Source organism: Streptomyces sp. NPDC054842 (genome assembly GCF_053611025.1).
The window spans coordinates 12,658-38,518 of record NZ_JBSGZN010000012.1 but is presented as its reverse complement, the minus strand read 5'-3'; the positions used below and the strand labels follow the sequence as shown (position 1 = coordinate 38,518).

At 71.4% G+C, this 25,861-nt stretch carries 25 protein-coding genes; 10 read left to right on the top strand and 15 right to left on the bottom strand.

Annotated features, from left to right (window positions below; translation table 11 throughout):
* Nucleotides 1-28: 28 nt before the first annotated feature.
* Nucleotides 29-286: a hypothetical protein gene (locus tag ACWGIS_RS11900; protein ID WP_453362255.1), complete on the bottom strand. Its 258-nt coding sequence runs from the start codon at nucleotides 284-286 to the stop codon at nucleotides 29-31.
* A complete protein-coding gene (mca, locus tag ACWGIS_RS11895) occupies nucleotides 279-1,139 on the bottom strand; it encodes a mycothiol conjugate amidase Mca (RefSeq protein ID WP_453362370.1) in 861 nt (286 codons plus the stop codon). Before mca ends, ACWGIS_RS11900 begins: the two co-directional genes overlap by 8 nt.
* A 196-nt stretch (nucleotides 1,140-1,335) precedes the next feature.
* Here mca and ACWGIS_RS11890 point away from each other — a divergent pair, with 196 nt between their 5' ends.
* On the top strand, nucleotides 1,336-1,737 hold the full coding sequence (locus tag ACWGIS_RS11890; protein ID WP_453362254.1) for a DUF4307 domain-containing protein: 402 nt from the start codon (nucleotides 1,336-1,338) through the stop codon (nucleotides 1,735-1,737).
* Nucleotides 1,738-1,964: 227 nt separating this feature from the next.
* The gene (gene greA / locus ACWGIS_RS11885; RefSeq protein WP_402380308.1) at nucleotides 1,965-2,462 is read left to right on the top strand and encodes a transcription elongation factor GreA; all 498 of its coding nucleotides are present in this window, start codon (nucleotides 1,965-1,967) and stop codon (nucleotides 2,460-2,462) included.
* Between the two features lie 91 nt (nucleotides 2,463-2,553).
* Here greA and ACWGIS_RS11880 read toward each other — a convergent pair whose 3' ends face one another.
* The 3 genes from ACWGIS_RS11880 to ilvA form a co-directional block, all read right to left on the bottom strand.
* Nucleotides 2,554-3,411, bottom strand: a complete 858-nt coding sequence (locus tag ACWGIS_RS11880) for an ABC transporter permease (protein ID WP_453362253.1) — start codon at nucleotides 3,409-3,411, stop codon at nucleotides 2,554-2,556.
* Complete coding sequence (locus tag ACWGIS_RS11875; protein WP_453362252.1) at nucleotides 3,408-4,448, bottom strand: ATP-binding cassette domain-containing protein; 1,041 nt, start codon at nucleotides 4,446-4,448, stop codon at nucleotides 3,408-3,410. Before ACWGIS_RS11875 ends, ACWGIS_RS11880 begins: the two co-directional genes overlap by 4 nt.
* A 205-nt stretch (nucleotides 4,449-4,653) precedes the next feature.
* Nucleotides 4,654-5,883 carry a threonine ammonia-lyase gene (gene ilvA, locus ACWGIS_RS11870; protein ID WP_453362251.1) on the bottom strand — a complete coding sequence of 410 codons (1,230 nt, stop codon included), beginning with the start codon at nucleotides 5,881-5,883 and terminating at the stop codon, nucleotides 4,654-4,656.
* Between the two features lie 164 nt (nucleotides 5,884-6,047).
* Here ilvA and ACWGIS_RS11865 point away from each other — a divergent pair, with 164 nt between their 5' ends.
* The 3 genes from ACWGIS_RS11865 (at nucleotide 6,048) to ACWGIS_RS11855 (ending at nucleotide 7,605) form a co-directional block, all read left to right on the top strand.
* Nucleotides 6,048-6,554 carry a MarR family winged helix-turn-helix transcriptional regulator gene (locus tag ACWGIS_RS11865; RefSeq protein WP_453362250.1) on the top strand — a complete coding sequence of 169 codons (507 nt, stop codon included), beginning with the start codon at nucleotides 6,048-6,050 and terminating at the stop codon, nucleotides 6,552-6,554.
* 308 nt (nucleotides 6,555-6,862) lie between these two features.
* On the top strand, nucleotides 6,863-7,360 hold the full coding sequence (locus ACWGIS_RS11860) for a sigma factor-like helix-turn-helix DNA-binding protein (RefSeq protein ID WP_453362249.1): 498 nt from the start codon (nucleotides 6,863-6,865) through the stop codon (nucleotides 7,358-7,360).
* Nucleotides 7,357-7,605, top strand: a complete 249-nt coding sequence (locus tag ACWGIS_RS11855) for a hypothetical protein (RefSeq protein WP_453362248.1) — start codon at nucleotides 7,357-7,359, stop codon at nucleotides 7,603-7,605. The genes ACWGIS_RS11860 and ACWGIS_RS11855 overlap by 4 nt, the downstream gene beginning before the upstream one ends.
* A gap of 7 nt (nucleotides 7,606-7,612) precedes the next feature.
* On the opposite strand, the gene ACWGIS_RS11850 is transcribed toward ACWGIS_RS11855, so the two are convergent.
* Nucleotides 7,613-8,767, bottom strand: coding sequence for a cystathionine gamma-synthase (locus tag ACWGIS_RS11850; protein ID WP_453362247.1), 1,155 nt, complete (start codon nucleotides 8,765-8,767; stop codon nucleotides 7,613-7,615).
* A 186-nt stretch (nucleotides 8,768-8,953) separates the two neighbouring features.
* Here ACWGIS_RS11850 and ACWGIS_RS11845 point away from each other — a divergent pair, with 186 nt between their 5' ends.
* Nucleotides 8,954-10,072 carry a hypothetical protein gene (locus tag ACWGIS_RS11845; RefSeq protein ID WP_453362246.1) on the top strand — a complete coding sequence of 373 codons (1,119 nt, stop codon included), beginning with the start codon at nucleotides 8,954-8,956 and terminating at the stop codon, nucleotides 10,070-10,072.
* A gap of 156 nt (nucleotides 10,073-10,228) precedes the next feature.
* Nucleotides 10,229-10,894, top strand: a complete 666-nt coding sequence (gene msrA, locus ACWGIS_RS11840) for a peptide-methionine (S)-S-oxide reductase MsrA (RefSeq protein WP_453362245.1) — start codon at nucleotides 10,229-10,231, stop codon at nucleotides 10,892-10,894.
* 139 nt (nucleotides 10,895-11,033) lie between these two features.
* Here the strand turns inward: msrA and ACWGIS_RS11835 are convergent, their stop codons facing one another.
* Nucleotides 11,034-11,234 carry a hypothetical protein gene (locus ACWGIS_RS11835; protein ID WP_453362244.1) on the bottom strand — a complete coding sequence of 67 codons (201 nt, stop codon included), beginning with the start codon at nucleotides 11,232-11,234 and terminating at the stop codon, nucleotides 11,034-11,036.
* 192 nt (nucleotides 11,235-11,426) lie between these two features.
* Nucleotides 11,427-12,467 carry an NAD(P)-dependent alcohol dehydrogenase gene (locus ACWGIS_RS11830; protein WP_453362243.1) on the bottom strand — a complete coding sequence of 347 codons (1,041 nt, stop codon included), beginning with the start codon at nucleotides 12,465-12,467 and terminating at the stop codon, nucleotides 11,427-11,429.
* 171 nt (nucleotides 12,468-12,638) lie between these two features.
* Between ACWGIS_RS11830 and ACWGIS_RS11825 the strand changes: the two genes are divergently transcribed.
* Complete coding sequence (locus ACWGIS_RS11825) at nucleotides 12,639-13,553, top strand: helix-turn-helix domain-containing protein (protein ID WP_453362242.1); 915 nt, start codon at nucleotides 12,639-12,641, stop codon at nucleotides 13,551-13,553.
* A 165-nt stretch (nucleotides 13,554-13,718) separates the two neighbouring features.
* Here ACWGIS_RS11825 and ACWGIS_RS11820 read toward each other — a convergent pair whose 3' ends face one another.
* From ACWGIS_RS11820 to ACWGIS_RS11795, 6 genes are all read right to left on the bottom strand, one after another.
* Nucleotides 13,719-14,489, bottom strand: a complete 771-nt coding sequence (locus ACWGIS_RS11820) for a globin domain-containing protein (RefSeq protein ID WP_453362241.1) — start codon at nucleotides 14,487-14,489, stop codon at nucleotides 13,719-13,721.
* A 151-nt stretch (nucleotides 14,490-14,640) separates the two neighbouring features.
* Nucleotides 14,641-17,958 carry a S8 family peptidase gene (locus ACWGIS_RS11815; protein WP_453362240.1) on the bottom strand — a complete coding sequence of 1,106 codons (3,318 nt, stop codon included), beginning with the start codon at nucleotides 17,956-17,958 and terminating at the stop codon, nucleotides 14,641-14,643.
* Between the two features lie 224 nt (nucleotides 17,959-18,182).
* Nucleotides 18,183-18,866, bottom strand: a complete 684-nt coding sequence (locus ACWGIS_RS11810; RefSeq protein WP_453362239.1) for an ABC transporter ATP-binding protein — start codon at nucleotides 18,864-18,866, stop codon at nucleotides 18,183-18,185.
* Between the two features lie 49 nt (nucleotides 18,867-18,915).
* On the bottom strand, nucleotides 18,916-20,349 hold the full coding sequence (locus ACWGIS_RS11805) for an ABC transporter permease (RefSeq protein ID WP_453362238.1): 1,434 nt from the start codon (nucleotides 20,347-20,349) through the stop codon (nucleotides 18,916-18,918).
* A gap of 207 nt (nucleotides 20,350-20,556) precedes the next feature.
* Complete coding sequence (locus tag ACWGIS_RS11800) at nucleotides 20,557-21,810, bottom strand: L,D-transpeptidase (protein ID WP_453362237.1); 1,254 nt, start codon at nucleotides 21,808-21,810, stop codon at nucleotides 20,557-20,559.
* A gap of 243 nt (nucleotides 21,811-22,053) precedes the next feature.
* Nucleotides 22,054-22,398 carry a hypothetical protein gene (locus ACWGIS_RS11795; RefSeq protein WP_453362236.1) on the bottom strand — a complete coding sequence of 115 codons (345 nt, stop codon included), beginning with the start codon at nucleotides 22,396-22,398 and terminating at the stop codon, nucleotides 22,054-22,056.
* A gap of 131 nt (nucleotides 22,399-22,529) precedes the next feature.
* On the opposite strand from ACWGIS_RS11795, the gene ACWGIS_RS11790 reads away from it, so the two are divergent.
* Together ACWGIS_RS11790 and ACWGIS_RS11785 are read left to right on the top strand one after the other, a co-directional pair.
* The gene (locus tag ACWGIS_RS11790; protein ID WP_453362369.1) at nucleotides 22,530-22,874 is read left to right on the top strand and encodes an LPXTG cell wall anchor domain-containing protein; all 345 of its coding nucleotides are present in this window, start codon (nucleotides 22,530-22,532) and stop codon (nucleotides 22,872-22,874) included.
* A 60-nt stretch (nucleotides 22,875-22,934) separates the two neighbouring features.
* Entirely contained in the window at nucleotides 22,935-23,681 is a 747-nt protein-coding gene (locus ACWGIS_RS11785) for a DUF2625 family protein (RefSeq protein WP_453362235.1), read from the top strand.
* Between the two features lie 283 nt (nucleotides 23,682-23,964).
* On the opposite strand, the gene ACWGIS_RS11780 is transcribed toward ACWGIS_RS11785, so the two are convergent.
* Complete coding sequence (locus ACWGIS_RS11780; RefSeq protein WP_453362234.1) at nucleotides 23,965-25,686, bottom strand: DEAD/DEAH box helicase; 1,722 nt, start codon at nucleotides 25,684-25,686, stop codon at nucleotides 23,965-23,967.
* Nucleotides 25,687-25,861 lie beyond the last annotated feature (175 nt).

The following is a 25,861-nucleotide window of genomic DNA, read 5'->3' as shown; positions in this document are numbered from 1 at the left end:
GCGGCCCCTCGCGGGGCGGGCGGACGACTCAGCCCTGCTGGGGCTTGGGGGCGGAGGCTCCCGGGGTCTTCCGGTCGGCCGGGACCCCGTCCTGCTCCGGGTCCTCGAAGTCGACCTTCCGCATGTGGCGGTTCATCGACTTCATCAGGCCCCAGACGGCCAGGGCCATCACCGCGAACACGATGAAACCGAGGACGCCGGGGGTGACCTTGTTCTCGTCGACCTCCTTGGCGAGGGAGACGAGGTTCGTCATTGCCAGGCTTGCGCTTGCGCTCATGTCAGGCATTGTCGCGGATGCCCGCAAAGAGGTCGTCCTCGGGGAGGGAGGTATCGACGAGGGACTTGGCGAGCTCGTACTCCTCGGTCGGCCAGACCGCCTTCTGGAGCTCCATGGGGACCTTGAACCAGCCGCCGTCGGGGTCGATCTGCGTGGCGTGCGCGATCAGCGCCTTGTCGCGGATCTCGAAGAACTCGGCGCAGGGGATGTGCGTGGTCAGCGTGCGCTCGACGCGCTCGAACTCCGACCAGCGCTTCAGCCAGTCCCCGTACGGCGACTCCAGGCCGCGGTCGAGCATCGCCTGGTGCAGCGCCTCGGTGCGCGGGCGGTTGAAGCCCTGGTTGTAGTACAGCTTCTGCGGCTGGAAGGCCGGGCCGAACTCCGACTCCGGGTACTTCTCGGTGTCCGCCGCGCCCTCGAACGCCACCATCGAGATCTTGTGGGTCATGATGTGGTCGGGGTGGGGGTAGCCGCCGTTCTCGTCGTAGGTGGTGATCACCTGGGGACGGAACGAGCGGATCTGCCGCACCAGCTCGCCGGCCGCCTTGTCGACGTCCTCCAGCGCGAAGCAGCCGTCGGGCAGCGGGGGCAGCGGGTCGCCCTCGGGCAGCCCGGAGTCGACGAAGCCGAGCCACTCCTGCTTGATGCCGAGGATCTCGCGGGCCTCGTCCATCTCCTTCTTGCGTACCTCGTGGATGTGCTCCTCGATGTACGTGTCTCCCTGCAACTTCGGGTTGAGGATGGAGCCGCGCTCCCCGCCCGTGCAGGTCACGACCAGCACGTCCACCCCTTCGGACACGTACTTCGCCATGGTGGCCGCGCCCTTGCTCGACTCGTCGTCGGGGTGGGCGTGGACGGCCATCAGTCGCAGCTGGTCAGTCAAGACTCAATCCTCAGTCGGTCGGCTGTCGCCTCGGTGGGTCGGCGGTCGGCGCCCGGCGTGATTCGGCGCGATGGGCGGCTTCTATAGTGACGGAACGAGGGGGCGAAAAATTCCGCGGCCCGGCCCCGGGAGGCCCCGCCGGGACTTCCGCCCCGGCCCCTGCGAGAGGACGACCATGACCACGGCGAGCACGCAGCTGCCCGAGGGCCGGTACGGCCGCTCCGCGGACGAGCGCGCCGACCGCAGGCTCAAGGTCATCGGCGCCGTGCTGGGCGTCGCGCTGCTCGCCCTCGTGGGTTACTTCGCCTACTACTACGTGGGCGGGAGCAGGATCAGCGGTGAGGTGATCGCCTTCAGCGCCGTCTCGGACGAGGCGGTCGAGGTGCATCTGGAGGTCCGCAAGGACACGGGCGTGAGCGGCTACTGCACGGTGCGCTCGCAGGCCCGCGACGGCGCCGAGGTGGGCCGCGCGGACTTCCGCTTCGACCAGCGCTCCTCGCGGGTCGACAAGGTCGTCACGCTGCGGACGACGGCGCGCGGCACCACCGCCGAGCTGCTGGGCTGCCACGCCGACTGATTTCGGCGTATGCGGTGCGTCCCGGGAGGGCGCGCGGCGAACGGCGCGCGACACGGTCGCCCCGCACGCGCCGGCTCGTCGCTGACCTGCGTGGACGTAATTCTCATGCCTTATGTCCTCCCCCTTCGGCCGCTGAATTGTTAGGCTCGTGGTTTCGCCCACCCGAGAAGGAACATTCTTTTGGGTAGGGCGATGCTTTGTCTTCCCAGTACCTACGAGGAGCACCTGTGACCCAGACCAGCGAGAACGTCACCTGGCTGACCCAGGAGGCGTACAACCAGCTCAAGGCCGAGCTGGAGTACCTGTCTGGTCCTGCGCGCACGGAGATCGCCGCCAAGATCGCGGCAGCGCGCGAGGAGGGGGACCTGCGCGAGAACGGCGGGTACCACGCGGCCAAGGAGGAGCAGGGCAAGCAGGAGCTCCGAGTGCGCCAGCTGACCCAGCTCCTGGAGAACGCCAAGGTCGGGGAGGCCCCCGCGGCGGACGGTGCGGTGGCGCCCGGCATGGTCGTGACCATCGCCTTCGACGGTGACGAGGACGACACCCTGACGTTCCTGCTCGCCTCCCGCGAGTACGCGAGCTCGGACATCGAGACGTACTCGCCGCAGTCCCCGCTCGGCTCCGGCGTGAACGGCAAGAAGGTCGGCGACGACGCCGAGTACGAGCTGCCGAACGGCAAGCTCGCCTCGGTGAAGATCCTTAAGGCGCAGCCGTACCAGGGCTGAGCCCCACGACACGGTTTCTGCGAAGCCCCCGGCGTCCGTGCGCCGGGGGCTTCGTCGTGCGGTGTCAGGCCGTGGCTTCGTCGTGCCGGTGTCAGGCCGTGGCGGACCGGTACTTGCGGACGGCGAGCGTGCGGAAGATCAGGATGATCAGGACGGAGTAGATCACCGAGGCCCAGACGGAGTGCTGCATCGGCCAGGCGTCCGACTGCGACTGGCCGGGGTTGGCGAACAGCACGCGACAGGCCTGGACGGTGGCGCTGAACGGGTTCCACTCCGCGATGTGGCGCAGCCAGGGCGTCATGTTCGAGGAGTCCACGAACGCGTTCGAGATGAACGTGACCGGGAAGAGCCAGATCAGGCCGCCCGAGGTGGCCGCCTCGGGGGTCCGCACGGAGAGGCCGATCAGGGCGCCGATCCAGGTGAAGGCGTAGCCGGACAGGAGCAGCAGTCCGAAGGCGCCGAGCACCTTGGCGGCGTTGGTGTCGCCGTCCGATCCCACGCGCCAGCCGACCAGCAGGGCGACGACGGCGAGGACCAGCAGGGTCAGGGAGGTCTGGACGAGGTCGGCCAGCGTGCGCCCGGTGAGCACCGCTCCGCGCGCCATGGGCAGGGAGCGGAACCGGTCGATGAGGCCCTTGTGCATGTCGTCCGCGATGCCCGCGCCGGCGCCCGCGGTGGCGAAGGTGACGGTCTGCGCGAAGATGCCGGCCATCAGGAAGTTCCGGTAGTCGGTGGCGCTGGTGCTGCCGCCGATCTGCATGGAGCCGCCGAACACGTACGAGAACAGCACGACGAACATGACCGGCTGGATGAGCCCGAAGATCACCATCTCCGGGATGCGGGACATCCGGATCAGATTGCGCTTGGCGATGACGAGGGAGTCCCGCACGGACTGGGTCAGGGCGTTGCCCGGGGCCGAGATCTGCACGGTGTCGGTGGCGGCGCTCACTTGGCGGTCTCCTTCGGGTGCTTGCGGCTCTTGGCGTCCCCGGCCCCGGGCCCGGCTGCTGCCTCCGACCCCGACCCCGCCCCCTCGTCGTCTCGCTCCTCGGCGAGGTGACCGGTGAGCGAGATGAAGACGTCGTCCAGGGTCGGGCGGCGCAGTCCGATGTCGTCGATCTCGATGCCGCGGGCGTCCAGCTCGCGGATCACCTCGGCGAGGAGCTTGGCGCCGCCGGACACCGGGACGGTGAGCTTGCGGGTGTGCTCCTCGACCTTGGTCTCCCCCTTGCCGAAGCCGAACAGCACCTCGGAGGCGGTCGCGATGTGCTCCCGGTCGTGCACGACGACCTCGACGCGCTCGCCGCCGGTCTGCGCCTTGAGCTGGTCGGAGGTGCCGCGGGCGATGACGCGGCCCTGGTCGACGACGCAGATGTCGTGGGCGAGGTGGTCGGCCTCCTCCAGGTACTGCGTGGTCAGCAGCAGCGTCGTGCCGCCGGAGACGAGCTGCTTGATGACCTCCCAGAGCTGCTGGCGGTTGCGCGGGTCGAGGCCGGTGGTCGGCTCGTCCATGAACATCACGGGCGGCGAGACGACCAGCGCGGCGGCCAGGTCGAGCCGGCGGCGCATACCGCCCGAGTACGTCTTCGCGGGGCGGTCGGCCGCTTCCGTCAGGTGGAACTGCTCCAGCAGCTCGGCCGCCCGCACCTTGGCCGCCTTCGCCCGCATCTGGTAGAGCTGGCCGACCATCTGGAGGTTCTCGCGGCCCGTCAGGTACTCGTCGACCGCGGCGAACTGCCCGGAGAGCCCGACCGAGCGGCGTACCGCGTCGGGGTGCTTGAGGACGTCGATGCCCGCGACGACCGCCCGGCCGCTGTCGGGCCGCAGCAGGGTGGTGAGACAGCGGACGGCAGTGGTCTTGCCCGCGCCGTTCGGCCCGAGCAGGCCCAGCACGGTGCCCTCGGGGACATCGAGATCGACGCCGTCCAGAGCCCTTACGTCACCGAAGGTCTTCACCAGGCCTTCGGCATAGATGGCGCCTGGCATGTGAGGTCTCCCAAAAAGTTGGAGAAGTCCTGCGGAAAAGATCCTAGGTTTGCGTGGTGTGCGCCGCGCGAGGGACGGAGCGCCGCCCGGACGGGGGAACGCCGCCCTTTTCGCGAGGGCACGGGTGTGGCGAGGAACACACGGTATCGCGATGTATCGCGTCTCTCAACAGATTTGTCCGGCCCGTCACGGCGAACGGCCGGTCTCAGTCGATGACCGTGTAACCCGCCGTACGCAGCGCCCTGTTGACCTCGGCGCAGTGCTCGGGCCCCTTCGTCTCCAGGTGCAGCTCGACCTCCACCTCCGTGAGCCCGAGCCGCGGATCGGTCCGGACGTGGCTCACGTCCAGGACATTAGCGTCGGCCACTGACAACACCCCCAGAAGCGTCGCCAGGGCGCCGGGCCGGTCCGTCAGCCGCAGCGTGACGGCCAGGTAGCGGCCCGCCGCGGCCATGCCGTGCCGCAGGATGCGCTGGATCAGCAGCGGGTCCACGTTCCCGCCGGACAGCACCGCCACCACCGGCCCCTCGAAACTCCCCGGCTCGCTCAGCAGCGCGGCGACGGGACTGGCGCCCGCCGGTTCGACGACCAGCTTCGCCCGCTCCAGGCACAGCAGCAGCGCGCTCGACAGATGGTTCTCCGAGACCGTGCGCACGTCGTCCACCAGGTCGTGGACGATCCGGAACGGCACGTCGCCCGGCCGCCCGACCCTGATGCCGTCCGCCATCGTCGCCGGGTTCTCGATCGCCATCGGGCGCCCCGCCGCCAGCGAGGGCGGATACGCCGCGGCGCCCGCCGCCTGCACACCGACCACCCGCACGTCCGGACGCAGCGCCTTCACCGCCGTCGCGATCCCCGCCACCAGGCCGCCGCCCCCCATCCCGACGACGATCGTGCGGACCTCCGGGCACTGCTCCAGGATCTCCAGGCCGACCGTGCCCTGCCCGGCGATGATGTCGGGGTGGTCGAACGGGTGGATGAACACCGCGCCCGTCTCGGCCGCGTACTCCTGGGCGGCGGCCAGCGTCTCGTCGACCACCTGACCGTGCAGCCTCACCTCGGCGCCGTACTCGCGGGTGGCCGCGACCTTCGGCAGCGGCGCGCCCGACGGCATGAACACGGTCGAGCGCACCCCGAGCAGCGAGGAGGCGAGGGCGACACCCTGCGCGTGGTTGCCGGCGCTCGCCGCGACGACCCCGGCGGCCCGCTCCTCGGGCAGCAGACCCGCGATCCGCACGTAGGCGCCGCGCAGCTTGAAGGAGCCGGTCCGCTGGAGGTTCTCGCACTTGAGGTGCACCGGCGCGCCGACCAGCTGGGACAGGTGCCTGCTGCCCTCCATCGCGGTCATCCGCGACACGCCGGAGAGCATCTTCTGCGCCCCGCGCACGTCGTCCAGGGTCACCGTCGGCAAGGAGTCAGCCGTCCTGTAGCTCATGACCACCAGTCTCGCAGTTCACAGCCCGCCCCTCCTCGTGTGACCACCGGGCGAGACTGGATTGCCCAGCGCCGGTACGGCCCGCGCCCCGGCCGCGTACCCTGTCCCCCAACCCAGGACCCCACGCATGAATTGAGCCCCCGGCCATGCCCACAACACCTGAAATGTCGATGGACATGACGACCGTCGGTGACACCGGTCTTCTCGACACGCTGCAGCACGAGGTGGCGGTGTTCGCGCGCCGCGCGGAACAGACCCGGCTCGGCGGGGTGGGACAGGTGCGCAACTCCATGGACCGCGCCGCGTACCTGCTGCTCAACCGGCTGGACAAGGAAGGCCCGATGGGCGTCAAGGCGCTCGCCGCGAGCATGGGCATCGACTCCTCGACGGTCACCCGTCAGGTCGCACCGCTCGTCGACACCGGCCTCGTCAAGCGCACCTCGCACCCCGAGGACGGGCGCGCCGTCGTACTCCAGCTCTCCCCGCGCGGGCAGTCCCGCCTGGAGGAAGTGCGCTCGTCGCGGCGTCAGTTGATGGCCGAGCTGACACACGACTGGGCGCCGGAGGAGCGCGACGCGTTCTGCACGCTCCTCACGCGCTTCAACGGCGCGCTGTCCGCCCGCCAGGCCGCACAGGGCGGCCCGGCGACGGAGCCCCCGTCGACTTCCTGACCGGCACCCCGGCCTTCCGGCCCGCCCGCCGCGCACCGTCCGTTTCCGCACGCCGACCGGCCGCGGACCGTCCGCAGCACTCCCGGGCCCGACCGGCCACCTCTTCCCCTCCCTCACGCACGCGCGCGCCCGGTACGCACGCGCGTGCGTACGCGCATGTACGCCCGCCTCTTGACCGGGAGGCCGGGCCTGGCCTCATATGAGAGCGGGCCCCGCCGTACACGGTCCGGTACGCCGTGCACGGCCGGGACCACCGTTCCCTTCAGGTCCCCCGGACCCCTCCGGGTCACCCTCAGGCGGGAGGCGCGGTGCGAGAACGGCGGGCGTTCCAGAGCGCTCGCCGCGCCCGGGAGTTCGAGGCGTTCGTCGCGGGCGCGGCAGGGCGGCTGCTGCATGCCGCCACGCTGCTCACGGCCGAGACACCGGACGCCAACCCGCGCGCGCGGCGCCTGCTGACCCAGGCCCTGGCCCACACGTACGCCTCCTGGGACCGGCTCCGCGGCGAGGACCCCTACGACCGCGCCCGCCAGGAGCTGGCCGTCCGCTTCGCGCACGCGGCCTGGCACCAGTACGGCGGCCTCGGCCGGGCCCGCCCCGACCCCGGCAGCGTCCTGGCGCGGCTCACCCCCCAGGAACGGCTGATCCTGGTCCTGCGCCTGTACGAGGGAGTCGCCGAGGAACAGACGGCGGCGCTGCTCGGCCTGCCCCCCGAACGCGTCCGCGCCATCTGCGCCCGGGCGATGACGACCCTGCTGCATCCGCCCCGCGGACCGGCACCGGCCCTGGCGGAGGTGGCCCCGTCGTGAACCAGCCCGAACGGGAGGCCGCCGTACGGCGGATGCTGGAGCAGGACCCGCCGCAGGTGCCGCCCGACCTGTACCCGGCGGTCGTACGGCGCGGCGGGCGGATGCTGCGCCGCCGCACCGCCGCCCGTCGGCTGCTGTGGCTGCTGCTGTTCGCGGCGGCCGTCGCCTTCGTCGTGTGGGCGTCGGCGGCGCGCCCCTGGGTGGAGCCGCCGTCCGACACGACCCCACCCCTCACCGGCTGGTGAGCGCCGGCTAGCCGAGGGCCTGCTGGAGGTCCTGGAGCAGGTCGTCGACGTTCTCGATGCCCACGGACAGGCGCACCAGGTCGGCGGGCACCTCCAGGAGCGAGCCGGCCGTGGAGGCGTGCGTCATGCGCCCCGGGTGCTCGATCAGGGACTCGACGCCGCCCAGGGACTCGCCGAGCGTGAACACCTTGGCGCGGTTGCAGACCTCGACGGCCGCCTCCTCGCCGCCCTCGACGCGGAAGGAGATCATGCCGCCGAACGCCCGCATCTGCTTGGCGGCGACCTCGTGACCGGGGTGCTCCGGCAGACCCGGGTACAGCACGCTCGTCACGCGCGCGTGCCGCGTGAGCATCTCGGCGACCCTGCCGGCGTTCTCGCTGTGCCGGTCCATGCGCACGGACAGCGTCTTGGTGCCGCGCAGCACCAGCCAGGAGTCGAAGGGCCCGGCGACCGCGCCCATCGCGTTCTGGTGGTACGCCAGCTCCTCGCCGAGTTCCGCGTCACCGGTGACCAGGGCGCCGCCGACGACGTCCGAGTGGCCGCCCATGTACTTGGTCAGGGAGTGCACGACGACGTCCGCGCCGAGCGCGAGCGGCTGCTGGAGGTAGGGGGTCGCGAAGGTGTTGTCCACGACGAGGCGGGCGCCCGCCTCACGCGCGACCTGGGCGACCGCCGCGATGTCGGTGATGCCGAGCAGCGGGTTGGACGGCGTCTCCACCCAGATCGCCTTGGTCTTCGGGGTGAGCGCGGCCCGTACCGCCGCGGGGTCGCTGGTGTCCGCGACCGACCACTCCACGCCCCAGCGGGAGACGACCTTCGCGAAGAGACGGAACGTGCCGCCGTAGGCGTCGTTCGGGATCACCACGTGGTCGCCGGGGCTGAGCAGCGTACGCAGCAGGCAGTCCTCGGCAGCCAGTCCGGACGCGAACGCGAGCCCCCGGCGCCCGCCCTCCAGGGCGGCGAGGTTCTCTTCCAGGGCGGTCCTCGTCGGGTTGGCGCTGCGGCTGTACTCGTAGCCGCCGCGCAGCCCGCCGACGCCGTCCTGCTTGTAGGTCGAGACCTGGTAGATCGGCGGGACGACCGCGCCGGTGAGGGGATCGGCGGTGTTGCCCGCGTGGATCGCCAGAGTCTCGAAGTGCTGACTGATGTGCCTGTCGCTCATGGGCACCGAGGGTAGTGCTCCCGCGGCGCCGATGACGGCACGCGGCCCGCCGGAGCGTGCGGACGGGCGCGGACGGGGGCGGATCGGCGCCGCTCCGGGGCGCCCGAGAGGCCCCCGGGAGGCCCCCGGCGGGTATCGGGCCGACCGGGTTCGCCAATTGTCGGACCCGTCTGGTTCGCTTGAGGCATGGAGATTCTCTGGGTCCTGATGGCGGCGCTGATGATGGGGATGGTCCTCTGGCCCCTCGTCCTGCGCCGGCGGGCCGGTATTCAGCAGGTCGCGCCCGGCGACCCGGACGCCGCGGACCCGGCGAACTACGGCTTCGTCCGCCAGGAGGAGCTGGACATCCGCATGCCGGGCCCGGACGGCGACCTCGTCGACGTCCTGGACCTGGTGCAGCGCACCCAGGACTACCGGGCCGCCTCGCAGCTCCTGGCGGGCACGGAAGCGGACGGCGAGCGCCGCTGGCAGCGGGTGCAGGCGTTCGCCGGCGCGGCCTCGCTGGAGCTCCAGCGGCGACCGGGCGGCGTCAGCGACGTGCCGGGCGGTCAGTGGCTGCGCGTGTGGCGGACCGAGGCGCCGAAGGACGCGGGCGGCGCGGCCGTGCACGCCGAGTTCCTGGTGCAGCAGGCGTGGCGGACGTCGACGCCGGGGACGGACGAGTTCCGGATCATCATGGAGGAGGCCCGGGCGGCGTGCGGTGACGCGGCGCTGCTGGCCCCCGGTGACCCGATCCCGTACATCATCGAGCTCTCCGTGGCCCGTGGACTGGCCTACGACCGGGCCGGGTTCGAGCAGCTCTGGCTCAAGATCCTGGACCGGGCGCCGGCCCACCTGGGCGCGCACCTGGCGGCCCTGCACTACTGGTGCGAGAAGTGGCACGGCTCGCGCGAGGTGGCGTACTCGTTCGCGGAGGCCGCCGCGACCCGCGCCCCCCGGGGTTCGCTGCTGGCCGCGCTGCCCCTCTTCGCCGTCTTCGAGCACCTGCCCGAGGTGAACCTGGTCAGCAGCTTCTACCAGAGCGAGGTCGTGACGAAGGCCGTGCACGGCGCGCTGTTCGCGGTGCACGCGGCCCGCCCGGACGACCCGATGCTGGCGCACGTCCGCCACCTCCTGGTCTTCTTCCTGGTCCGCGGTGAGCGCTGGTCCGAGGCGATGAACCAGCTGGTCCACATCGACGGGCACGTCGGCGCCCTCCCCTGGAGCCTGACGTCCGACCCGGCGGCGGACTACGCGGTCTACCGCGCCCTGGCCGTGGCGGGGTACGAGGCGAACGGCGGAAACCCGGCGACGCTGCCGCAGTGACGCGGGACCGGGACCAGGACCGGGGCGGGGGCGGGGTGACGCCGGTCCGGCCGACTCCCGGGCACGGATGAGCGGCCCGCACGGATCGGCGGAATGCCCGACCGGGCGGCTCGGTTGACGTGCGTGGACCCATCCCTGCGACCCCGTGGAGACCGCGTGTTCCAGTACGGCCGTACGCCCAGGCTGCCCACGCGCGAACAGGCGCTGACGGGCCGCCCCGAGCCGATGTTCGCCGTCCCCGCCCGGCACACCGTGCTCGGGACGCCGCTCGCCGGCCCCTATTCGGAAGGGCTGGAGGTCGCCGACTTCGCCCTGGGCTGCTTCTGGGGCGCCGAGCGCGCGTTCTGGAGACTGCCCGGTGTGTACACGACCCTGGTCGGCTACCAGGGCGGCTACACCGAGCACCCCGCGTACGAGGAGGTCTGCTCGGGCCTGACCGGTCACACGGAGGCGGTCCGGGTGGTCCACGACCCCGCGCGGATCACGTACGAGGAGCTTCTGCGGGTCTTCTGGGAGTCGCACGATCCGACCCAGGGCTTCCGTCAGGGCAACGACGTGGGCACCCAGTACCGCTCCGCCCTGCACACCCGCACGCCGGCCCAGGCGGCGACCGCGGCGGCGTCGCGCGAGGCGTACCAGAAGGTGCTGACCGCGGCGGGCCACGGCACGATCACCACGGAACTCCTCCCGGCGGAGGGCCGCCCCTTCTACCCGGCGGAGCCGTACCACCAGCAGTACCTGGACAAGAACCCGGCGGGGTACTGCGGAATCGGCGGGACGGGGGTCTCCTGCCCGGTCGGGGTGGCCCGGGCGGACGGATGAGCGGCGTCCCGCCGGTGGCCACGGCGACATCGGGCATCTGCTGACCGGCTCCGTTCACTGGGGAGCGACGCGCAGGGGTACATGTCGGCGGACGGCCCGTGAGACGTCGCGCCGCGAACGACCGGAGCGGGCCGGTCGGTCAGCCCGACCCCCGCCGTTCGGCGAGCGTGCGCACGGCCAGTGCGCACGCCGCCCACCGCGCCCCGTCCCGGGTGCGCACGACCTTCACGGGCGGCTCGGCGCAAGGGCTGCCGTGCCAGGTGCACCGGGCCTCCCGGTACGACACGCTCTTCGGATCGAGCCCTTCGGGGAAGTCCGGCCACGCGTCAACCGTCGTCATAGCCCCACGCCAGTGAGACGGCACCGCACTGCGCAGCGCCTCGGAGGAGTCGGGCTGTACAGACGGGGGTGCGTCGTCAAAGGGCGCTCCGCGACCCGGGCCGGCCCACTCGCCTGTGCCCGAAAGCGCCGAGGGCGCCCCCGGACGTGTGGTCCAGTGGGCGCCCTTGGCGGGTGGTCCCCCTTGGGAGGACTAGATGGTGGCGGTGTCGATCACGAAGCGGTAGCGGACGTCGCTGGCCAGGACGCGCTCGTAGGCATCGTTGATCTCGGACGCGCTGATCAGTTCGATCTCGGCGCCGAAGCCGTGCTCGGCGCAGAAGTCGAGCATCTCCTGGGTCTCCCGGATGCCGCCGATGGCCGACCCGGCGAGGGTCTTGCGACCGCCGATCACGGAGAACAGGTTGAGCGCGACGGGCTCCTCGGGCGCGCCCACGTTCACGAAGGCGCCGTCCGCCTTGAGGAGGGACAGGTAGGCGTCCAGGTCGAGCGGCGCCGAGACGGTGGACAGGATCAGGTCGAACGTGCCGCGCAGCTCCTCGAAGGTCTTCGGGTCGCTGGTGGCGTAGTAGTGCGAGGCGCCCAGCTTCAGCCCGTCGTCCTTCTTGCGGAGCGACTGGGAGAGCACCGTCACCTCGGCGCCGAGCGCGTGCGCGATCTTGACGGCCATGTGGCCGAGACCGCCCATGCCGAGGACGGCGACCTTCTTGCCGGGGCCCGCGTTCCAGTGCTTCAGCGGGGAGTACGTGGTGACGCCGGCGCAGAGCAGCGGCGCGGCCTCGTCGAGGGCCAGGCCCTCGGGGATGCGGACGGTGTAGTTCTCGTCGACGACGATGTGGGTGGAGTAGCCGCCGTAGGTGGGCTCACCGTTCTTGTCGACGGCGTTGTACGTGCCGGTCATGCCCTTGGAGCAGTACTGCTCCAGGCCGGCCTTGCAGTTGTCGCACTCGCGGCAGGAGTCGACCATGCAGCCGACCCCCACGCGGTCGCCGACGGCGAACTTGCTGACACCGGAGCCGACCTCGGTGACGATGCCCGCGATCTCGTGACCCGGCACCATCGGGAAGATGGCCTCGCCCCAGCCCTCACGGGCCTGGTGGATGTCCGAGTGGCAGATGCCCGCGAACTTGATCTCGATCAGGACGTCGAACTCGCCGACCTCACGTCGCTCGATGGTCGTGCGCTCCAGCGGAGCCTTGGCGGCGGGGGCGGCGTACGCAGCAACAGTGGTCATGCCGTGGGTTCTCCTAGGAAGTCTGTCGCACCCGGCCGTCTGCTGACCGGGCACGTCGACCAGCGTGCCCCCTCGTTCCGCATTCACCCAGGTCACAGCTCTGCCTACGTACAGTGGTCCTACTACTGACGGGGTCAGGTTCCTGGGCGTACGACCGTGAATACTGGACGCATGGACGAACAGGCCTCCCATGAGCCCGCCGGGGACGCGGGGCAGTCGCTGGACCGGCGTGCCGAGCTCAGCGAGTTCCTGCGCACCCGCCGCGCCCGGCTCAAGCCGGAGGACGTGGGGCTGCCGGACTTCGGCCGGCACCGCCGGGTGCCCGGACTGCGCCGCGAGGAGCTGTCCCAGCTCGCCGGGGTGTCCGTGGCGTACTACACGCGCCTGGAGCAGGGGAACGGGCGCAACGTCTCCGCGGAGGTCCTGGACGCCATCGCCCGCGCGCTGCGGCTGTCCGACGCCGAGCACGCCCATCTGACGCACCTCGCCAAGCCCAAGCAGCACAAGAAGAAGCAGACGGCCCGGCCGCAGCAGGTGCGCGGGGCGCTGCGGCAGCTGCTGGACACGCTGGACGGCACGCCCGCGTACCTCACCGGCCGGCGTGCCGACGTCCTCGTCTGGAACCGGATGGCCGCGGCCGTCTTCGGCGACTGGGCGGAGCTGCCGCCGCAGGAGCGGAACTGGGCGCGGCTGGTGTTCCTGAAGCCGGAGTACCGGGAGCTGTTCGTGGACTGGGAGCAGAAGGCGAGCGACGTCGTCAGCTTCCTGCGCATGGACGCGGGCTGCCATCCCGACGACCCCCGGCTGTCCGCCCTGGTGGGCGAACTGTCGGTGAAGAGCGAGGAGTTCCGGCGGCTCTGGGCGACGCACGACGTCAAGGAGAAGAGTCACGGGGTGAAGCGGCTGCACCATCCGCTGGTGGGCCCGCTGACGCTGTCCTTCGAGACGTTCCGGCTGCCGGACGACGGCGAGCAGGCGCTGGTCACGTACCACGCCGAGCCGGGGTCCGCCTCGGCGGACGCCCTGCGGCTGCTGGCGTCGTGGGGCACGGACGCGACGCGCGCCGGGGCGGCGACCCCGCAGTAGGGGCCCCGGTCCCGCGGTAGGGCGGCGGCGCGTCCTGCGGCTCGCCTCGGACCCACCCCGGTGATGGGCCCCGGGTCCGGGCCCGGCACCGCTCCCCCGCCCTCGACCAAGCCCGCTGCCGCAGCGCAGCCGCAGCGACACGGCTTCCCGTGCCCGCCGCCCGCTCTACCCCCGATACGGCGGCGCCGCCCCCCACGTCCACTTGGGGACGGGCTGCTCCGCCGGTGGGGCCGCGTCCGGGCCGGAGAAGTGGACGGCGAGGCGGGTGCCCCACTCCGCGTAGGCGACGAAGGCGGAGCGGAACTCGGGGTCGGTGGGGAGGCCGGCGTCGTCGGCCGCGTCCTGGAGGAGGTTGACCCAGCGGCGGCGCTGGGGCTCGGTGATGCCCTTGCCGAGGTGCTTGGCGACCATGTGGCCGTGTCCGCCCTGTGTCTCGGAGTAGGCCGTGGGCCCGCCGAAGACCTCGCCGAGCCAGAGCGCGACGTGGGCGGCGTGCTCGGGCGCGAGGCCGGCGAAGACGGGGGCGAGGACGTCGTCCTTGAGCACCTTCTCGTAGAACGCCTCGGTGAGCCGGGCGAAGGCCTCGGCGCCGCCCGCCCAGGAGTAGAGGGTCGGCACGGCCGCGCCGGTGCCGCGCACGGTCGTCGGCTTGTAGTGGCGCATCTCCTCGATGTCGCCGACGTAGGGGCGGATCTCGGCGAGGAAGTCCGTGAACAGCTCCGATTCCCGGAAGCCCTCCAGGTGGTCCTCGGTCGAGGTCCAGGTGATCCGCAGCACGAAGTGCTCGAAGTCCTCCTCGCAGCGGGCCAGTTCGTAGTCGACGCACTGCGGGGCCGCCGCGAGCTGGGCGGCGGCCCGGGTGTAGGCGGCCAGGAACTCGGCCGACTGGTGCTCGGGGATCCGGTACCGGATGTACTCCACGGTCGATACGGTCATGCCCCCACACAAACACGGACGGCCCGCGGAAGCTCGGCTTCCGACGGGCCGTCGCGCGTATCAGCGCTGGGCGAAAAACGGCCGGCGCCCGGCGGAGGCCGGGACCGGGCCCGTCCGGCGGGTCACGCGGACCCCGCCGGACGGTTCCGGATCACTTCCCGTAGTACGCGTTGTAGATCGAGATCGTCGACTTGTTGCCCTTCTTGTCGGTGATCTTGGCGTGGAACGAGATGCCCTTGCCCTTCTCCGGGTTGGTCACCTCGACCTTGCCGTTCTTCACGGTGAGCCGGGTCCAGGTCTGGCCGTAGTCGTACGAGACGTACACGTACAGCGACCTGAGGTTGCCGCCGGCCGCCGCGCCCTGCACGGTGACCGGTACCGACGCCTTCTTGCCGGCCTCGACGCGGCTGTCCAGTCCGGTGGCGGCGTTGAAGCGGACCGTGGAGGCGGGCAGCTTCGCGCTGTCGACCTTCTTGGACCGGAACGTCCAGCTGGCGTCGATCCGGGTGGAGGCCGCGGCGACCTTCACGCTGCGCTTGACCGACGTGGTCAGCTTGTACTCGGCCTCGCCCGCCGGGACCTTGAACGCCCCGTCACCGAAGAGCGGGTCCTCGTTCGAGCCCACCTTGGTGCCGTTGCGGTACAGCGTCGTGGCGGCCGAGGTGAACACGGACGAGCCGGAGTGCGTCTTGCCGTCGGCGAACAGCGGCAGGTAGCCGGAGATCTCGTTGCCCTCGCGGAACAGGCCGTAGGACCCGCCGATACGCGGACCGAAGACGGCCGTGTTGAAGGTCTTCTCGTAGCTCTTGCCGCCGGTGAAGCCCTGCGCGTTGCCGAGGGTGTAGAACGCGTCGCTGACCGGCCAGCCGTCCTCGTCGATCCCGGCGATCTGCTCGAAGTCGATGCTCCACTTCACCCCGCCGGTGGTGGACAGGTGCAGCGTCCGGGTGCCGGGCAGGGTCTGCTGGATGCCGATGGCGGAGCCGCCGAAGCTGCCGGGCAGCCAGCCGAACGCCGTGACGGCGCCCTTCTTGCCGCTGGAGGAGGCACCGAGACCGATCTTCACCGAGGCCAGTTCGCTCGCCTTGTAGTGCTTGGTGTAGCCGGTGGCCACCTGCTTGACCTTGGCGGCCGTGGTGGTGTCGTACTCCTCGTCGTCACCCTTGGTCCAGTGCGCGTCCCACTGCTGGGAGAGCGAACCGTCGGTGATCTGCGGACCGAGGTGGGCGGTACGGAAGTTCGCGTACGAGTCCAGCCACCAGCCGTACGAGTAGCTGGCGTTCGCCGTCTCCAGCGTGAAGTCCGGTGACGCGAAGGCCGACTTGGCCGCCGCGTCCGGCACCGTGATGTCCACCGGCCTGGTGGTCCGCGCGTCCAGCGTGATCGTCGTGTCCTTGGCGATGTTCAGCTTGGGCTGGGCGATCCAGTCGGCGCCCTTGGCGAAGTCCTCCGGGTCCACGAAAAGCGCGGAGTTGAGGATGTAGCCGCCCTTGGGGACGCGCACCTCGACCGTGCCGGAGGCGTCGTAGGGCGAGAACCGCATCTCCTTGGCGAGGCCCGAGACGCCGGTCAGGCCCGTGTCGTAGTTCACCGCCGGCGTGCCGTCGCGGCCGATGTGCTTGAGCGTGACCGTGTACGACTCCACCTCGCGCTGCACCGCGGCCGCCGTGCGGACGCTCTGCCCGCCGCCGCTCGCGGTGACGTACGCGGAGTAGGCGCCGTCCGTGGTGCCGCCCAGCCTGGTGTCGGCCGTGAGTCCGACGGACGCCTTGCCGCCGGCCGGGACGGTGACCGTCTTCGCGCCGAGGGTGAAGAAGCCGGCGGGAGCCGCCTGGCCCTTGGGGTTGGTGCCGGCCACCGTGAGGTTCAGCGTGACGGCGGCCGTGCCGAGGTTGTGGTAGGTGATCTGCTTGGTGACCGGGGTGTCGTCTGCGTGGGGCCACTGCTGGACGCCGAAGGCCGCCGACACCGGGTCGGCGATCACGGACTGCTTGATGGCCTTGTCGACCTGGATGCGGCCCGAACCCTGCTGGAACGGCGTGTACTTGCCGCCCTTGGCGGAGCCGGTCAGCGCGCCCTTCAGCTCGGTGTACGTCCAGTCGGGGTGCTGCTGCTTCAGGATGGCGGCGGCGCCCGCGACGTGCGGGGTCGCCATCGACGTACCCGAGATGCTCAGGTAGCCGGCCGGGTTCTGGCCGACCTCCTTGTCGATGACGCTGCCGGGGGCCGCGGCGGCCGTGATGTTCACGCCGGGCGCGGTGACGTCGGGCTTGATCGCGCCGTCGAGGCCGGGGCCGCGGCTGGAGAAGGAGGCCAGCTTGTCGCTGTCGTCGACGGCGCCGACGGTGAGCGCGGCGGCCGCGCTGCCCGGGGAGCCGACGGTCTGCTCGCCGAACTCGCCGTCGTTGCCGGCGGCGATGGCGAACAGGATGCCCTTCTCGGCGGAGAGCTTGTCGACCTCGGCCTCCAGCGGGTCGATCTCCGGGGTGTCCCCGCCGCCGAGGCTGAGGTTGACGACGTCGGCGCCCTGCGCGGCCGCCCACTCCATGCCGGCGAGGATCTCGGAGTCCTCGCCGTAGCCGGTGTCGTTGAGCACCTTGCCGTTGAGGATCTTCGCGCCGGGCGCGACACCCTTGAACTTGCCGTTCGACTTCGCGCCCGTGCCCGCGGCGATGGACGCGACGTGCGTGCCGTGGCCGTAGTGGTCGGTGGCGTCGGCCGCGGTGGAGAAGTTCTTGGACTCCACCACCTGGTCCTCGAGGTCCGGGTGGCTCGCGTCGACACCGGTGTCCAGGACGGCGATCTTGACGCCCTTGCCGTCGTAGCCCGCCGCCCACGCCTTGGGGGCGCCGATCTGCGGCACGGACTTGTCGAGGCTGGCCTTGCGGACGCCGTCCAGCCAGACGTGGGCGATGCCGGAGGCGGCCGAGCCCTCGTCGGTGACCGCGGTCCACAGCCGGCCCGCGTCCTGCTTCGGCGTCAGCACCGCGTCCGCGTTCAGGGTCTTCAGGGTCCGGCGGACCTCGGTGTCCCCCGCGTCCCGGACGTCCGCCTTCGCGGCGGTGGCGGCGCCACGGTAGCCGACGATCACTTTGAGGCCCTGCTTCTGGGCCTTGCGGTTCGCGGACGTGTTCAGCTCGGTGACGTCGAAGAGCCGCTGGTCCAGCTTGCCGGTGGCTATCAGGCGCTGTGCGTCGGCCGGTATGACGAGGGTGTGCCCGTCGGCCTTGCGCACCTGCACGGGCAGGTGCTCGCGTCCCTTGGCGGGCTCGAACCCGACGACACGGCCCTTGGCACCGACGACGACACGGTCACCGGTGACGAGCGTGATGCGGTGCTTGGCCGTGAGGGCGCCCCCCGCCGGGCTGTTCGCGGCCTCGGCCCTGGCCGCCGACGCCGGGCTGGTCATACCCGCCGCCAGTGCCACCGCGGCCGCCGTGGCGATCGTGGCCGCGCATGCTTTTTTCACTTGTCTGCGCAAGTCTCCCCCTGAGTGATTTCCGGGTGAAATTCCCCTTTCACCCGGCCGGGGGCAGTTTCGTACGTCCGTACGTGCACCCCCCGGTGACCGCAGTATGCCCGGGGGGTGATCAGCCGCTCAATAGTGTGACGAGGGTGAAGAGTTGACGTCTTCCTTCCGTTCACCGCCCGAAAGGGACATGAACGTGCCGCTCCTCGTCACCGGACGTGTGCTCAGGCCGCCGCGTTCTCCTTGACGGTGATCCTGCCCTTGCGGATCGTCGCGACCCGCTGGGCCTTCCTCGCGATCGCGGAGTCGTGCGTGACCATGATGAACGTCAGCCCGTGCTCCTTCCACATGGTCTCCAGCACGTCCATGATCTCGTCGCGCATGGACTCGTCGAGGTTGCCGGTGGGTTCGTCGGCGAGCAGCACCTTCGGCCGCTTCACCAGCGCGCGGGCGATGGCGACGCGCTGCTGCTGGCCGCCGGACAGCTCGGCGGGCAGGTGTCCGAGCCGCTCGGCCAGCCCCACCGACTCCAGTGCCTCGGCGGCCCGTTGCCGCCGCTCCCTCGCCTTGAGCCGCATCGGTACGAGGGCGGTCTCGACGTTCTCCTGGGCGGTGAGCGTCGGGATGAGGTTGAAGCTCTGGAAGACGAAGCCGATGTTCTCGCTGCGCACCCGGGTCAGCCTGGCCTCCGACAGCTTCGCGAGGTCGGTGCCGTCGAGCTCGACGCTGCCCGCGGTCGGCCGGTCGAGTCCGCCGAGCATCTGCAGCAGGGTGGACTTGCCGCCGCCGGTGGGGCCCTGGATGACGAGGCGGTCGCCGTCCGCGATGGTGAGGTCGATCCCGGCGAGCGCGCCGACACCCTCCTTGCCCCGCTGATAGCGCTTGGTGACGCCTCTGAGTTCGTACATGGTCCAACTCCTGTGATGGGTAGGGCTGATGGGCGCCGGCGCGGCGGGGCTACTCGACCCGGCGCAGGGCGTCGGCGGGGCGCAGCCGGGAGGCGCGCCAGCCGCCGAAGGCGCCCGCGACGAGGCCGCCGGTGACGGCGAGCGCGACCGCCAGCGCGATGGTGCCGGGACTGACCGGTGCGGTGAGGGCGACGTCGAGGGCCTTGGACGCGGTCTGCCGGGCCGGGCCCACCATGCCGCCGGGGCCGCCGGGGCCGCCGCCCGAACCACCCACCTGGGCCTGGAGCGTGGGGCTGACGGCGGTGACGGCGTAGGCGCCCGCGAGCCCGAGGGCGATGCCGAGCACGCCGCCGACCAGGCCGTTCACCACGGCCTCGCCGACGACCTGGCGGGTCACCCGGCCGGACCTCCAGCCGAGCGCCTTGAGGGTGCCGAACTCGCGGACGCGGCGGGACACGGCCGAGGAGGTGAGCAGGCCGGCCACCAGGAAGGCGGCCACGAGCACCACGACGGACAGCCACTTGCCGACGCTGGAGGCGAGGTCGGACGCGGTCGACAGGGACCCGGAGACGGTGTCGGCGAGGTCGGCGGAGGTGGTGACGGTGGTACCGGAGATGTTCTTCTGGATCGTGCTCTTGACGGCGTCGATCCGCTGCGAGTCGGACGCCTTGACGTAGATCGTGGTGACCTTGTCCGCCGAGTCGCTCAGCTTCTGGGCCTGCCGGAGCGGGAGGTACAGGTTCGCCGCCGCGTCCCCGCTGTCCGGCGTCGCGATGCCGATGACCTTGTACTTGACGCCCTTGACGGTGACGGTGTCACCGAGCGCGAGCTTCTTCTGCTTCGCGTAGGAGGCGTCGGCGACGACCACCTTCGCGTCGGTCTCGGAGGTCTTGAAGGTGCGTCCGCTGGTGATCTTCGAGGAGGTCAGCGGGCCGAGGGCGGGCTCGGTGACGTCGGTGCCGTAGACGGAGTAGCTGTTGACGTCGAACTCGGCGCCGCCGCCCTCCACCCGGCCCTGCGGCGCGGGCTTCGCCCCCTGCTCGCCGCCGGCGCTCTGATCCTGCTTGAACTCGCCGCGCTTGAACTGGCCGCTGACCTTGACGACTTGGAGGCTCAGACCGCCGACGGCGTCCGAGACGCCGTCCTGCGCGGCGACCTTGCCGACGGTCTTCGCGGACAGGGTCTGGAAGCCCTGCACCAGGACGCGGTCGCTGCTCTGCTCCTCGTCGGAGTCGTCGGAGCGGGCGTCGAACTGGAAGCGCGGGCGGCCGCTGTCGGCCTGGGCCGCCGCGGCCTTGGTGACCGTCATGTCCGTGCCCAGCCCGTAGAGCGACTGGAGGACCTTGCCCTGCGCCTTCTCCATCCCCGAGGAGACCGAGCTGACGACGATGACCAGGGCGATGCCGAGAGCGAGTCCGGAGGCGACGACGAGGGCCGCTTTTCTGCGGCGGCGCAGTTCGCGCCTCAGGTAGGTGAAGAACATGGCCGCACGCTAGGTACGGCGCGTGATGAGGGGATAAGCCCGCCATAAGAGAAGGATGAGAAGGCCGTACGGCACGGTGACGGCACCCTGGGCGCCGCATCGGGCCTCCGAGGCGGAGCGGGACGTGCGCGGCACGGAACGGGCCGGGGAACGCGAGAGCGGCGGCCCCCTGCCGGGAGACCGCCGCTCGGGACCGCTGAGGGGGCGTCAGGCCGCCGCGCCCGCCTTCCAGGTGGCCCAGTCCATGTTCCAGTCGCTCAGACCGTTGTCCGGGGAGATCGTCTTGTCGCCGGTGTTCTTGACCACGACGACGTCACCGATCAGGGAGTTGTTGTAGAACCAGGCCGCGGGCGTGTTCGGGTCGTTGGCGCCCTTGGTGTCCGACAGGCCCACACAGCCGTGACTGGTGTTCACCGAGCCGAAGATGGACTTGGCTCCCCAGTAGTTGCCGTGGATGAAGGTGCCGGAGGCGGACAGCCGCATGGCGTGCGGCACGTCCTTGATGTCGTACTCGCCCTTGCCGTCCTCCTTGGTGAAGCCGACGGTCGAGCCGTCCATCCGGGTCTCCTTGAACTTCTCGGAGATCACCATCTGGCCTTCGTACGTCTTGTTCTCCGGAGCGCCCGCGGAGATCGGGATGGTCTTGACGGTCTTGCCGTCCCGGGTGATCTTCATCGTCTTGGTCTCGGCGTCGACGACGGAGACCTGGTTGCGGCCGATCTTGAAGGTGACCGTCTTCTGCTGGACGCCGTACACGCCGTTCGCGCCCTCGACACCGTCGAGGTTCAGCTTCAGGGTGACGGTCGAGCCGCTCTGCCAGTACTCCTCCGGGCGGAAGTCCAGGCGGTTGGGGCTGAACCAGTGCCCGACGACCTCCTGGCCGCTGGTGGAGGAGACGGTGATCCCCTTCTGCACGGCGGACTTGTTGGTGATCGCCTTGTCGAAGTTGATCGAGACCGGCATGCCGACGCCGACGGTGGCGCCGTCCTCGGGCGTGAAGTTGCCGATGAAGCTGTTGGCCGGGGAGACCGTGGTGAACGAGGCGTTCTCGTGGGCGGCGCGGCCCGCGGAGTCCTTCGCCTCGGCGGTGAGCTTGTAGGTCGTGGCGCGCTCGAGCTGGCCGGTGGGGGCCCAGCTCTTCTTGTCAGCGGATATCTGGCCGGCCACGGCGGTGCCCGCGGCGGTCTTCAGCGTGACCTCCGTGAGCTTGCCCTTGCTCACGGTGACCTTGGTGCCGGTGTTGATGGAGGCGTTGTCGGAGCCGTCCTTGGGCGTGATCTTGATCTGGGCCTCGGACGTCTTCTTGGCGGCTGCCTCGTCGACCTTGGCCTGCGAGGTGCTGTCACCGCCGTCCGCCGCGCCGGCCGAATCGTCGCCTCCGCTGCACGCGGAGAGCACCAGCACCCCGCCGAGCAGTGCGGACGCGGCCATCAGACCCTTGCGCCGCTTACTGTCCGTCATCACACGCTTCTCCATCGTTGCCGAAAACCCGAAAACCCGAGAGTCCCGTTAAGAACTTCCAACGCTACGACCGGTACGTCCCGTTCCACATCCCTCGGATGTGTGGGCCACACCACGTCGGGTCGACCGGTCCGACGGGCGGACCGGGACCGACCGTGGTGCTCAGGTGGTCAGTGCGCCTGGTGAGACGAGGAAACCCCGGACGGCGGTTGCCCCCCGGGGTCACGTTTTCCCCAAGTCGCGTCAGCCGAGTCCGTTCTCCTCGTCGTCCTCCGCAGCATCATCCTCGTCCAGGTCCCAATCCGGCGAATCGGGGTCGTAGTCGATCTGCTCGCTGCTCCACGACGCCTGGGCGAGCTCGATCCCGGGCACCTCGCTGACCAGGTCGAACGGATCGACGAGGTAAGCGAGGGCCTCGGCAGTGTCTTCCGTCACCGCGCTCTCGGCGTGCGCCCGCTCGTCGGCCGGCATGTCCGTGTCCCCCGCGATCCGCTGGAGGGCGGCCTTGGTGACGGCGCCGCTGTCGTCGACCTCCAGCACCAGTTCGACCCGAAGCCGTACAAACCGTGATGTCTCAGGAGTACTCATGGGAGGGAGCGTACGGCCCGCACGATGCGCGACTTTCCCACGACCCGCGCTGTTCATTAGCATCGCCCCGCACGGCCAATTCGCCAGCGCCACAAGGGGATCGATATTCCGTGTCCGCCGCACGTCGATCGTTGCTGACCGCCACCGCCGCCGGGACCCTGCTGGGGGCCCTGTGGTTCGTCCCGTCCGCCAACGCCACACAGGACGACCCAGCACAGCACTCGGCGTCCATGACCCGCACCTCCGCCGAGACGGCGAACTCGTCGTCCTGGCCGGACTCCTCGGGGACCTCCCTCACCTCGACGTCCACGGACGTCACTCGGACCTCCGCCGAGACCACGGGTGACGGTGCCCGGCTCGCCGACACCGGCGGCGTCGACACCACGCCCTACGTCGTCGGCGGCACGCTCCTCCTCGGCCTCGGGGCCGGGTTCGTGGCGTACTCGGTGCGACGGGAGCGCGCGACCGCCTTCTGAGCAACGTACGACGGCCCGTTGAGCACGGCGGCCGCGGCACGCGAGAACCCGGGTGGACCCATGCGAGACCTGATCGAGCTGACCGACGTCGAGGCGCCCGCGTGGCCCCTCCTCACCGCGGACCTGGCCGCTAGCGAGGTGCACGTCGACGTGCTCCCCGTGGACCCGGAGCGGGCGCGCGCGTCCCTCCTGCAGATGCAGATCACCGCACGCTCCCGGCTGGGGGCGCTGGTCCTCAACTGCGGTGGCCTGGTGCTGGACAGCGGGTGGCTGCGCGTCTACGGCAGTCCCGGCGCGGCCGCGCCGTCGGCGCCGCCCGGACTGCGCGAAGTGCCCTCACTGGCCGAGGTCAACGGCTTCCCCGTGCGCTTCGACCCCGTATGGCGGCCGCGGGGGGCCCTCGTCGTCGGCCACGACGTGCTGGGCGGCGTCTTCGCGCTGAACGGGGCGGACCCACAGGTCTCGGGGCGGCCGGGCGAGCCCGGCGAGATGGTGTACTTCGCGCCGGACTCGCTGCGCTGGGAGGCGCTCGGAGCCGGCTACGGCCCGTGGCTCGCCTGGCTGTTGACCGGCGGCATGGAGCAGTTCTACGAGACCCTGCGCTGGCCCGGCTGGCGGGCCGAGTCGGGCGCGCTGACCGGATCGCAGGGGATCTCGATCGCGCCGTTCCTGTGGTCGGCCGAGGCCCGGCGGGACCTGGCGGCGACCAGCCGCCGCGCGGTCCCCCTCGCCGAACTCCTCGGCGTCAACCGGCACTTCTGCCTGGAACTCGACTCCGTGGACCCGGGGTTCCTGGGCGACGTGTAGCCGGCGTCTGCCGGGTGATCCCCACCGGCTGCGGCGTCCGGCGCGGTCGGCGGACCTGCCCGCCCGGTCCGACAGCGACGCCCACCGGGGGGCGCTCGCCGGCTGCGCCGTCCGGCGCGGTGCACGAACCTGCCCGCCCGGTCCGAGCGGGACCGGGCACAGTGCCCCGGCGCGGGTGCGCCGGGACCTCGACAGGCAGGGCGGGGCCTGTCGTCCGGGCCCGGCCGACCAATGTGACCGGCGTTCGTCACGGCCGGGGCCGGCCGGAAAAGGACGAGGAAGCCTAGGCCGCGCTGCGTCCGCCGCCGCCCTGGCCGCCGCGCTGCGGGGCACGGCCCCGGCCGCGCCCGCCCGAACCCGAGCGCGTACCGCCCGTGCCGGCTCCGGAACCGGCGGCGCCACGGCCCCCGGTGCCCGATCCGGTGCGGCCACCGGTAGCCGCGCCGGTACGGCCGCCGGCGGAGGCACCGGTGCGTCCGGCGGTGCCGCCGGCCGTACGGCCCCCGGCGCCGGTGCCGTTCGTACGGCCGCCCGTGCCGGTGCCGCCGGTGCGGCCCGCGGAACCGGTGCGCCGGCCCGTGCCGGTGCCGGCGGCGGTCCTCGGCCGCGACCTGGGCCGCTGCTTCGGCTGCTCGACGGGCTGCGGGATCTCGATGACGACCGGGACGCCGGAGGGCTCGCGCGCCCCGGTGAGCCGGGCCAGCTCCTCGTCGCTGGACGTGACGCGGGCCGTGCGCGGGCTGATGCCGGCGTCGGCCATCAGCCGCGTCATCTCCCGCTTCTGCTCGGGCAGGACGAGCGTCACGACGCTGCCGGACTCGCCGGCCCGGGCGGTACGGCCGCCGCGGTGCAGGTAGTCCTTGTGGTCGGTCGGCGGGTCGACGTTGACCACGAGGTCGAGGTCGTCGACGTGGATTCCGCGGGCCGCGACGTTGGTCGCGACGAGCGCGGTGACGTCGCCGTTCTTGAACTGGTCGAGGGTGCGGTTGCGCTGCGGCTGGCTGCGTCCGCCGTGCAGGGCGGAGGCGCGCACGCCGTTGGCCAGCAGGCGCTTGGTGAACCGGTCGGCGCCGCGCTTGGTGTCCACGAAGAGGATCACCCGGCCCTCACGGGCCGCGATCCGCATCGCGACGGCCTTCTTGTCGGTCTCGTCGGCGACGTGCAGCACGTGGTGCTCCATCGTCGTCACCGCGCCGGCCGACGGGTCCACGGAGTGCACCACCGGGTCGGTGAGGAACATCCGGACGAGCCGGTCGATGTTCTTATCCAGCGTCGCCGAGAACAGCATCCGCTGCCCGTCCGGCTCGACCTGCTTGAGCAGCGCCGTGACCTGCGGCATGAAGCCCATGTCGGCCATCTGGTCGGCCTCGTCGAGGACGGTGATGGCGACCTGCTCCAGCGTGCAGTCCCCGCGCTCGATGAGGTCCTTCAGGCGGCCGGGGGTGGCGACCAGCACCTCGGCGCCGCGGCGCAGCGAACCCGCCTGCCGCCCGATCGACATGCCGCCCACGGCGACGGTCAGCCGGAGGTTGACGGCGGTCGCGTACGGGGTGAGGGCGTCGGAGACCTGCTGGGCCAGCTCACGGGTGGGCACCAGGACCAGCGCGAGCGGCGCCTTGGGCTCGGCGCGGCGGCCGGCGGTGCGGGCCAGCAGGGCGAGTCCGAACGCGAGCGTCTTGCCCGAGCCGGTGCGTCCGCGGCCGAGCACGTCGCGTCCCGCCAGGGTGTTGGGCAGGGTGGCGGCCTGGATCGGGAACGGCTCGGTCACACCCTGGGCCGTGAGGGTCTTCGTCAGCGCGGCCGGCATGTCCAGCGCGTCGAAGGACTCGACGGCGGGCAGTGCGGGCGTGACGGTCTCGGGCAGCGAGAATTCCTGCGGCGCCACGGCCTTGCGGACCGGGCCGCCCTTGCCGGCGCCCCTGGTGCCGTTCTTCTGGGGACGCCGGGCGGCGGCGCCGGTGGGCCGGCCCGAAGTGGTGCGGGCGGCGCGTTCGGATCGAGTCATGCTGGCTCTGGATTTCCTTCCTGGGCCCCGTAAAGAGCAGGAGTCGGGGCCCGCACCCGAGAGGTGTGGGCCCCGGCTCAAAAGAAGCGCGTCCCCGATGCAGACGGGGGCGTCGTTCCGTAAAACAAAACGCGCCTGCGGAAGATTCCGATCAGGCGCAGAAAGTAAGGGGATA

Coding starts and splice junctions, on each gene's coding strand:
- ACWGIS_RS11900 (WP_453362255.1), bottom strand. CDS start 286: ATGCCTGACATGAGCGCAAGCGCAAGCCTGGCAATGACGAACCTCGTC.
- mca (WP_453362370.1), bottom strand. CDS start 1,139: ATGGCCGTCCACGCCCACCCCGACGACGAGTCGAGCAAGGGCGCGGCC.
- ACWGIS_RS11890 (WP_453362254.1), top strand. CDS start 1,336: ATGACCACGGCGAGCACGCAGCTGCCCGAGGGCCGGTACGGCCGCTCC.
- ACWGIS_RS11875 (WP_453362252.1), bottom strand. CDS start 4,448: ATGCCAGGCGCCATCTATGCCGAAGGCCTGGTGAAGACCTTCGGTGAC.
- ilvA (WP_453362251.1), bottom strand. CDS start 5,883: ATGAGCTACAGGACGGCTGACTCCTTGCCGACGGTGACCCTGGACGAC.
- ACWGIS_RS11865 (WP_453362250.1), top strand. CDS start 6,048: ATGTCGATGGACATGACGACCGTCGGTGACACCGGTCTTCTCGACACG.
- ACWGIS_RS11850 (WP_453362247.1), bottom strand. CDS start 8,767: ATGAGCGACAGGCACATCAGTCAGCACTTCGAGACTCTGGCGATCCAC.
- ACWGIS_RS11845 (WP_453362246.1), top strand. CDS start 8,954: ATGGAGATTCTCTGGGTCCTGATGGCGGCGCTGATGATGGGGATGGTC.
- ACWGIS_RS11835 (WP_453362244.1), bottom strand. CDS start 11,234: ATGACGACGGTTGACGCGTGGCCGGACTTCCCCGAAGGGCTCGATCCG.
- ACWGIS_RS11830 (WP_453362243.1), bottom strand. CDS start 12,467: ATGACCACTGTTGCTGCGTACGCCGCCCCCGCCGCCAAGGCTCCGCTG.
- ACWGIS_RS11825 (WP_453362242.1), top strand. CDS start 12,639: ATGGACGAACAGGCCTCCCATGAGCCCGCCGGGGACGCGGGGCAGTCG.
- ACWGIS_RS11820 (WP_453362241.1), bottom strand. CDS start 14,489: ATGACCGTATCGACCGTGGAGTACATCCGGTACCGGATCCCCGAGCAC.
- ACWGIS_RS11810 (WP_453362239.1), bottom strand. CDS start 18,866: ATGTACGAACTCAGAGGCGTCACCAAGCGCTATCAGCGGGGCAAGGAG.
- ACWGIS_RS11805 (WP_453362238.1), bottom strand. CDS start 20,349: ATGTTCTTCACCTACCTGAGGCGCGAACTGCGCCGCCGCAGAAAAGCG.
- ACWGIS_RS11800 (WP_453362237.1), bottom strand. CDS start 21,810: ATGACGGACAGTAAGCGGCGCAAGGGTCTGATGGCCGCGTCCGCACTG.
- ACWGIS_RS11795 (WP_453362236.1), bottom strand. CDS start 22,398: ATGAGTACTCCTGAGACATCACGGTTTGTACGGCTTCGGGTCGAACTG.
- ACWGIS_RS11785 (WP_453362235.1), top strand. CDS start 22,935: ATGCGAGACCTGATCGAGCTGACCGACGTCGAGGCGCCCGCGTGGCCC.
- ACWGIS_RS11780 (WP_453362234.1), bottom strand. CDS start 25,686: ATGACTCGATCCGAACGCGCCGCCCGCACCACTTCGGGCCGGCCCACC.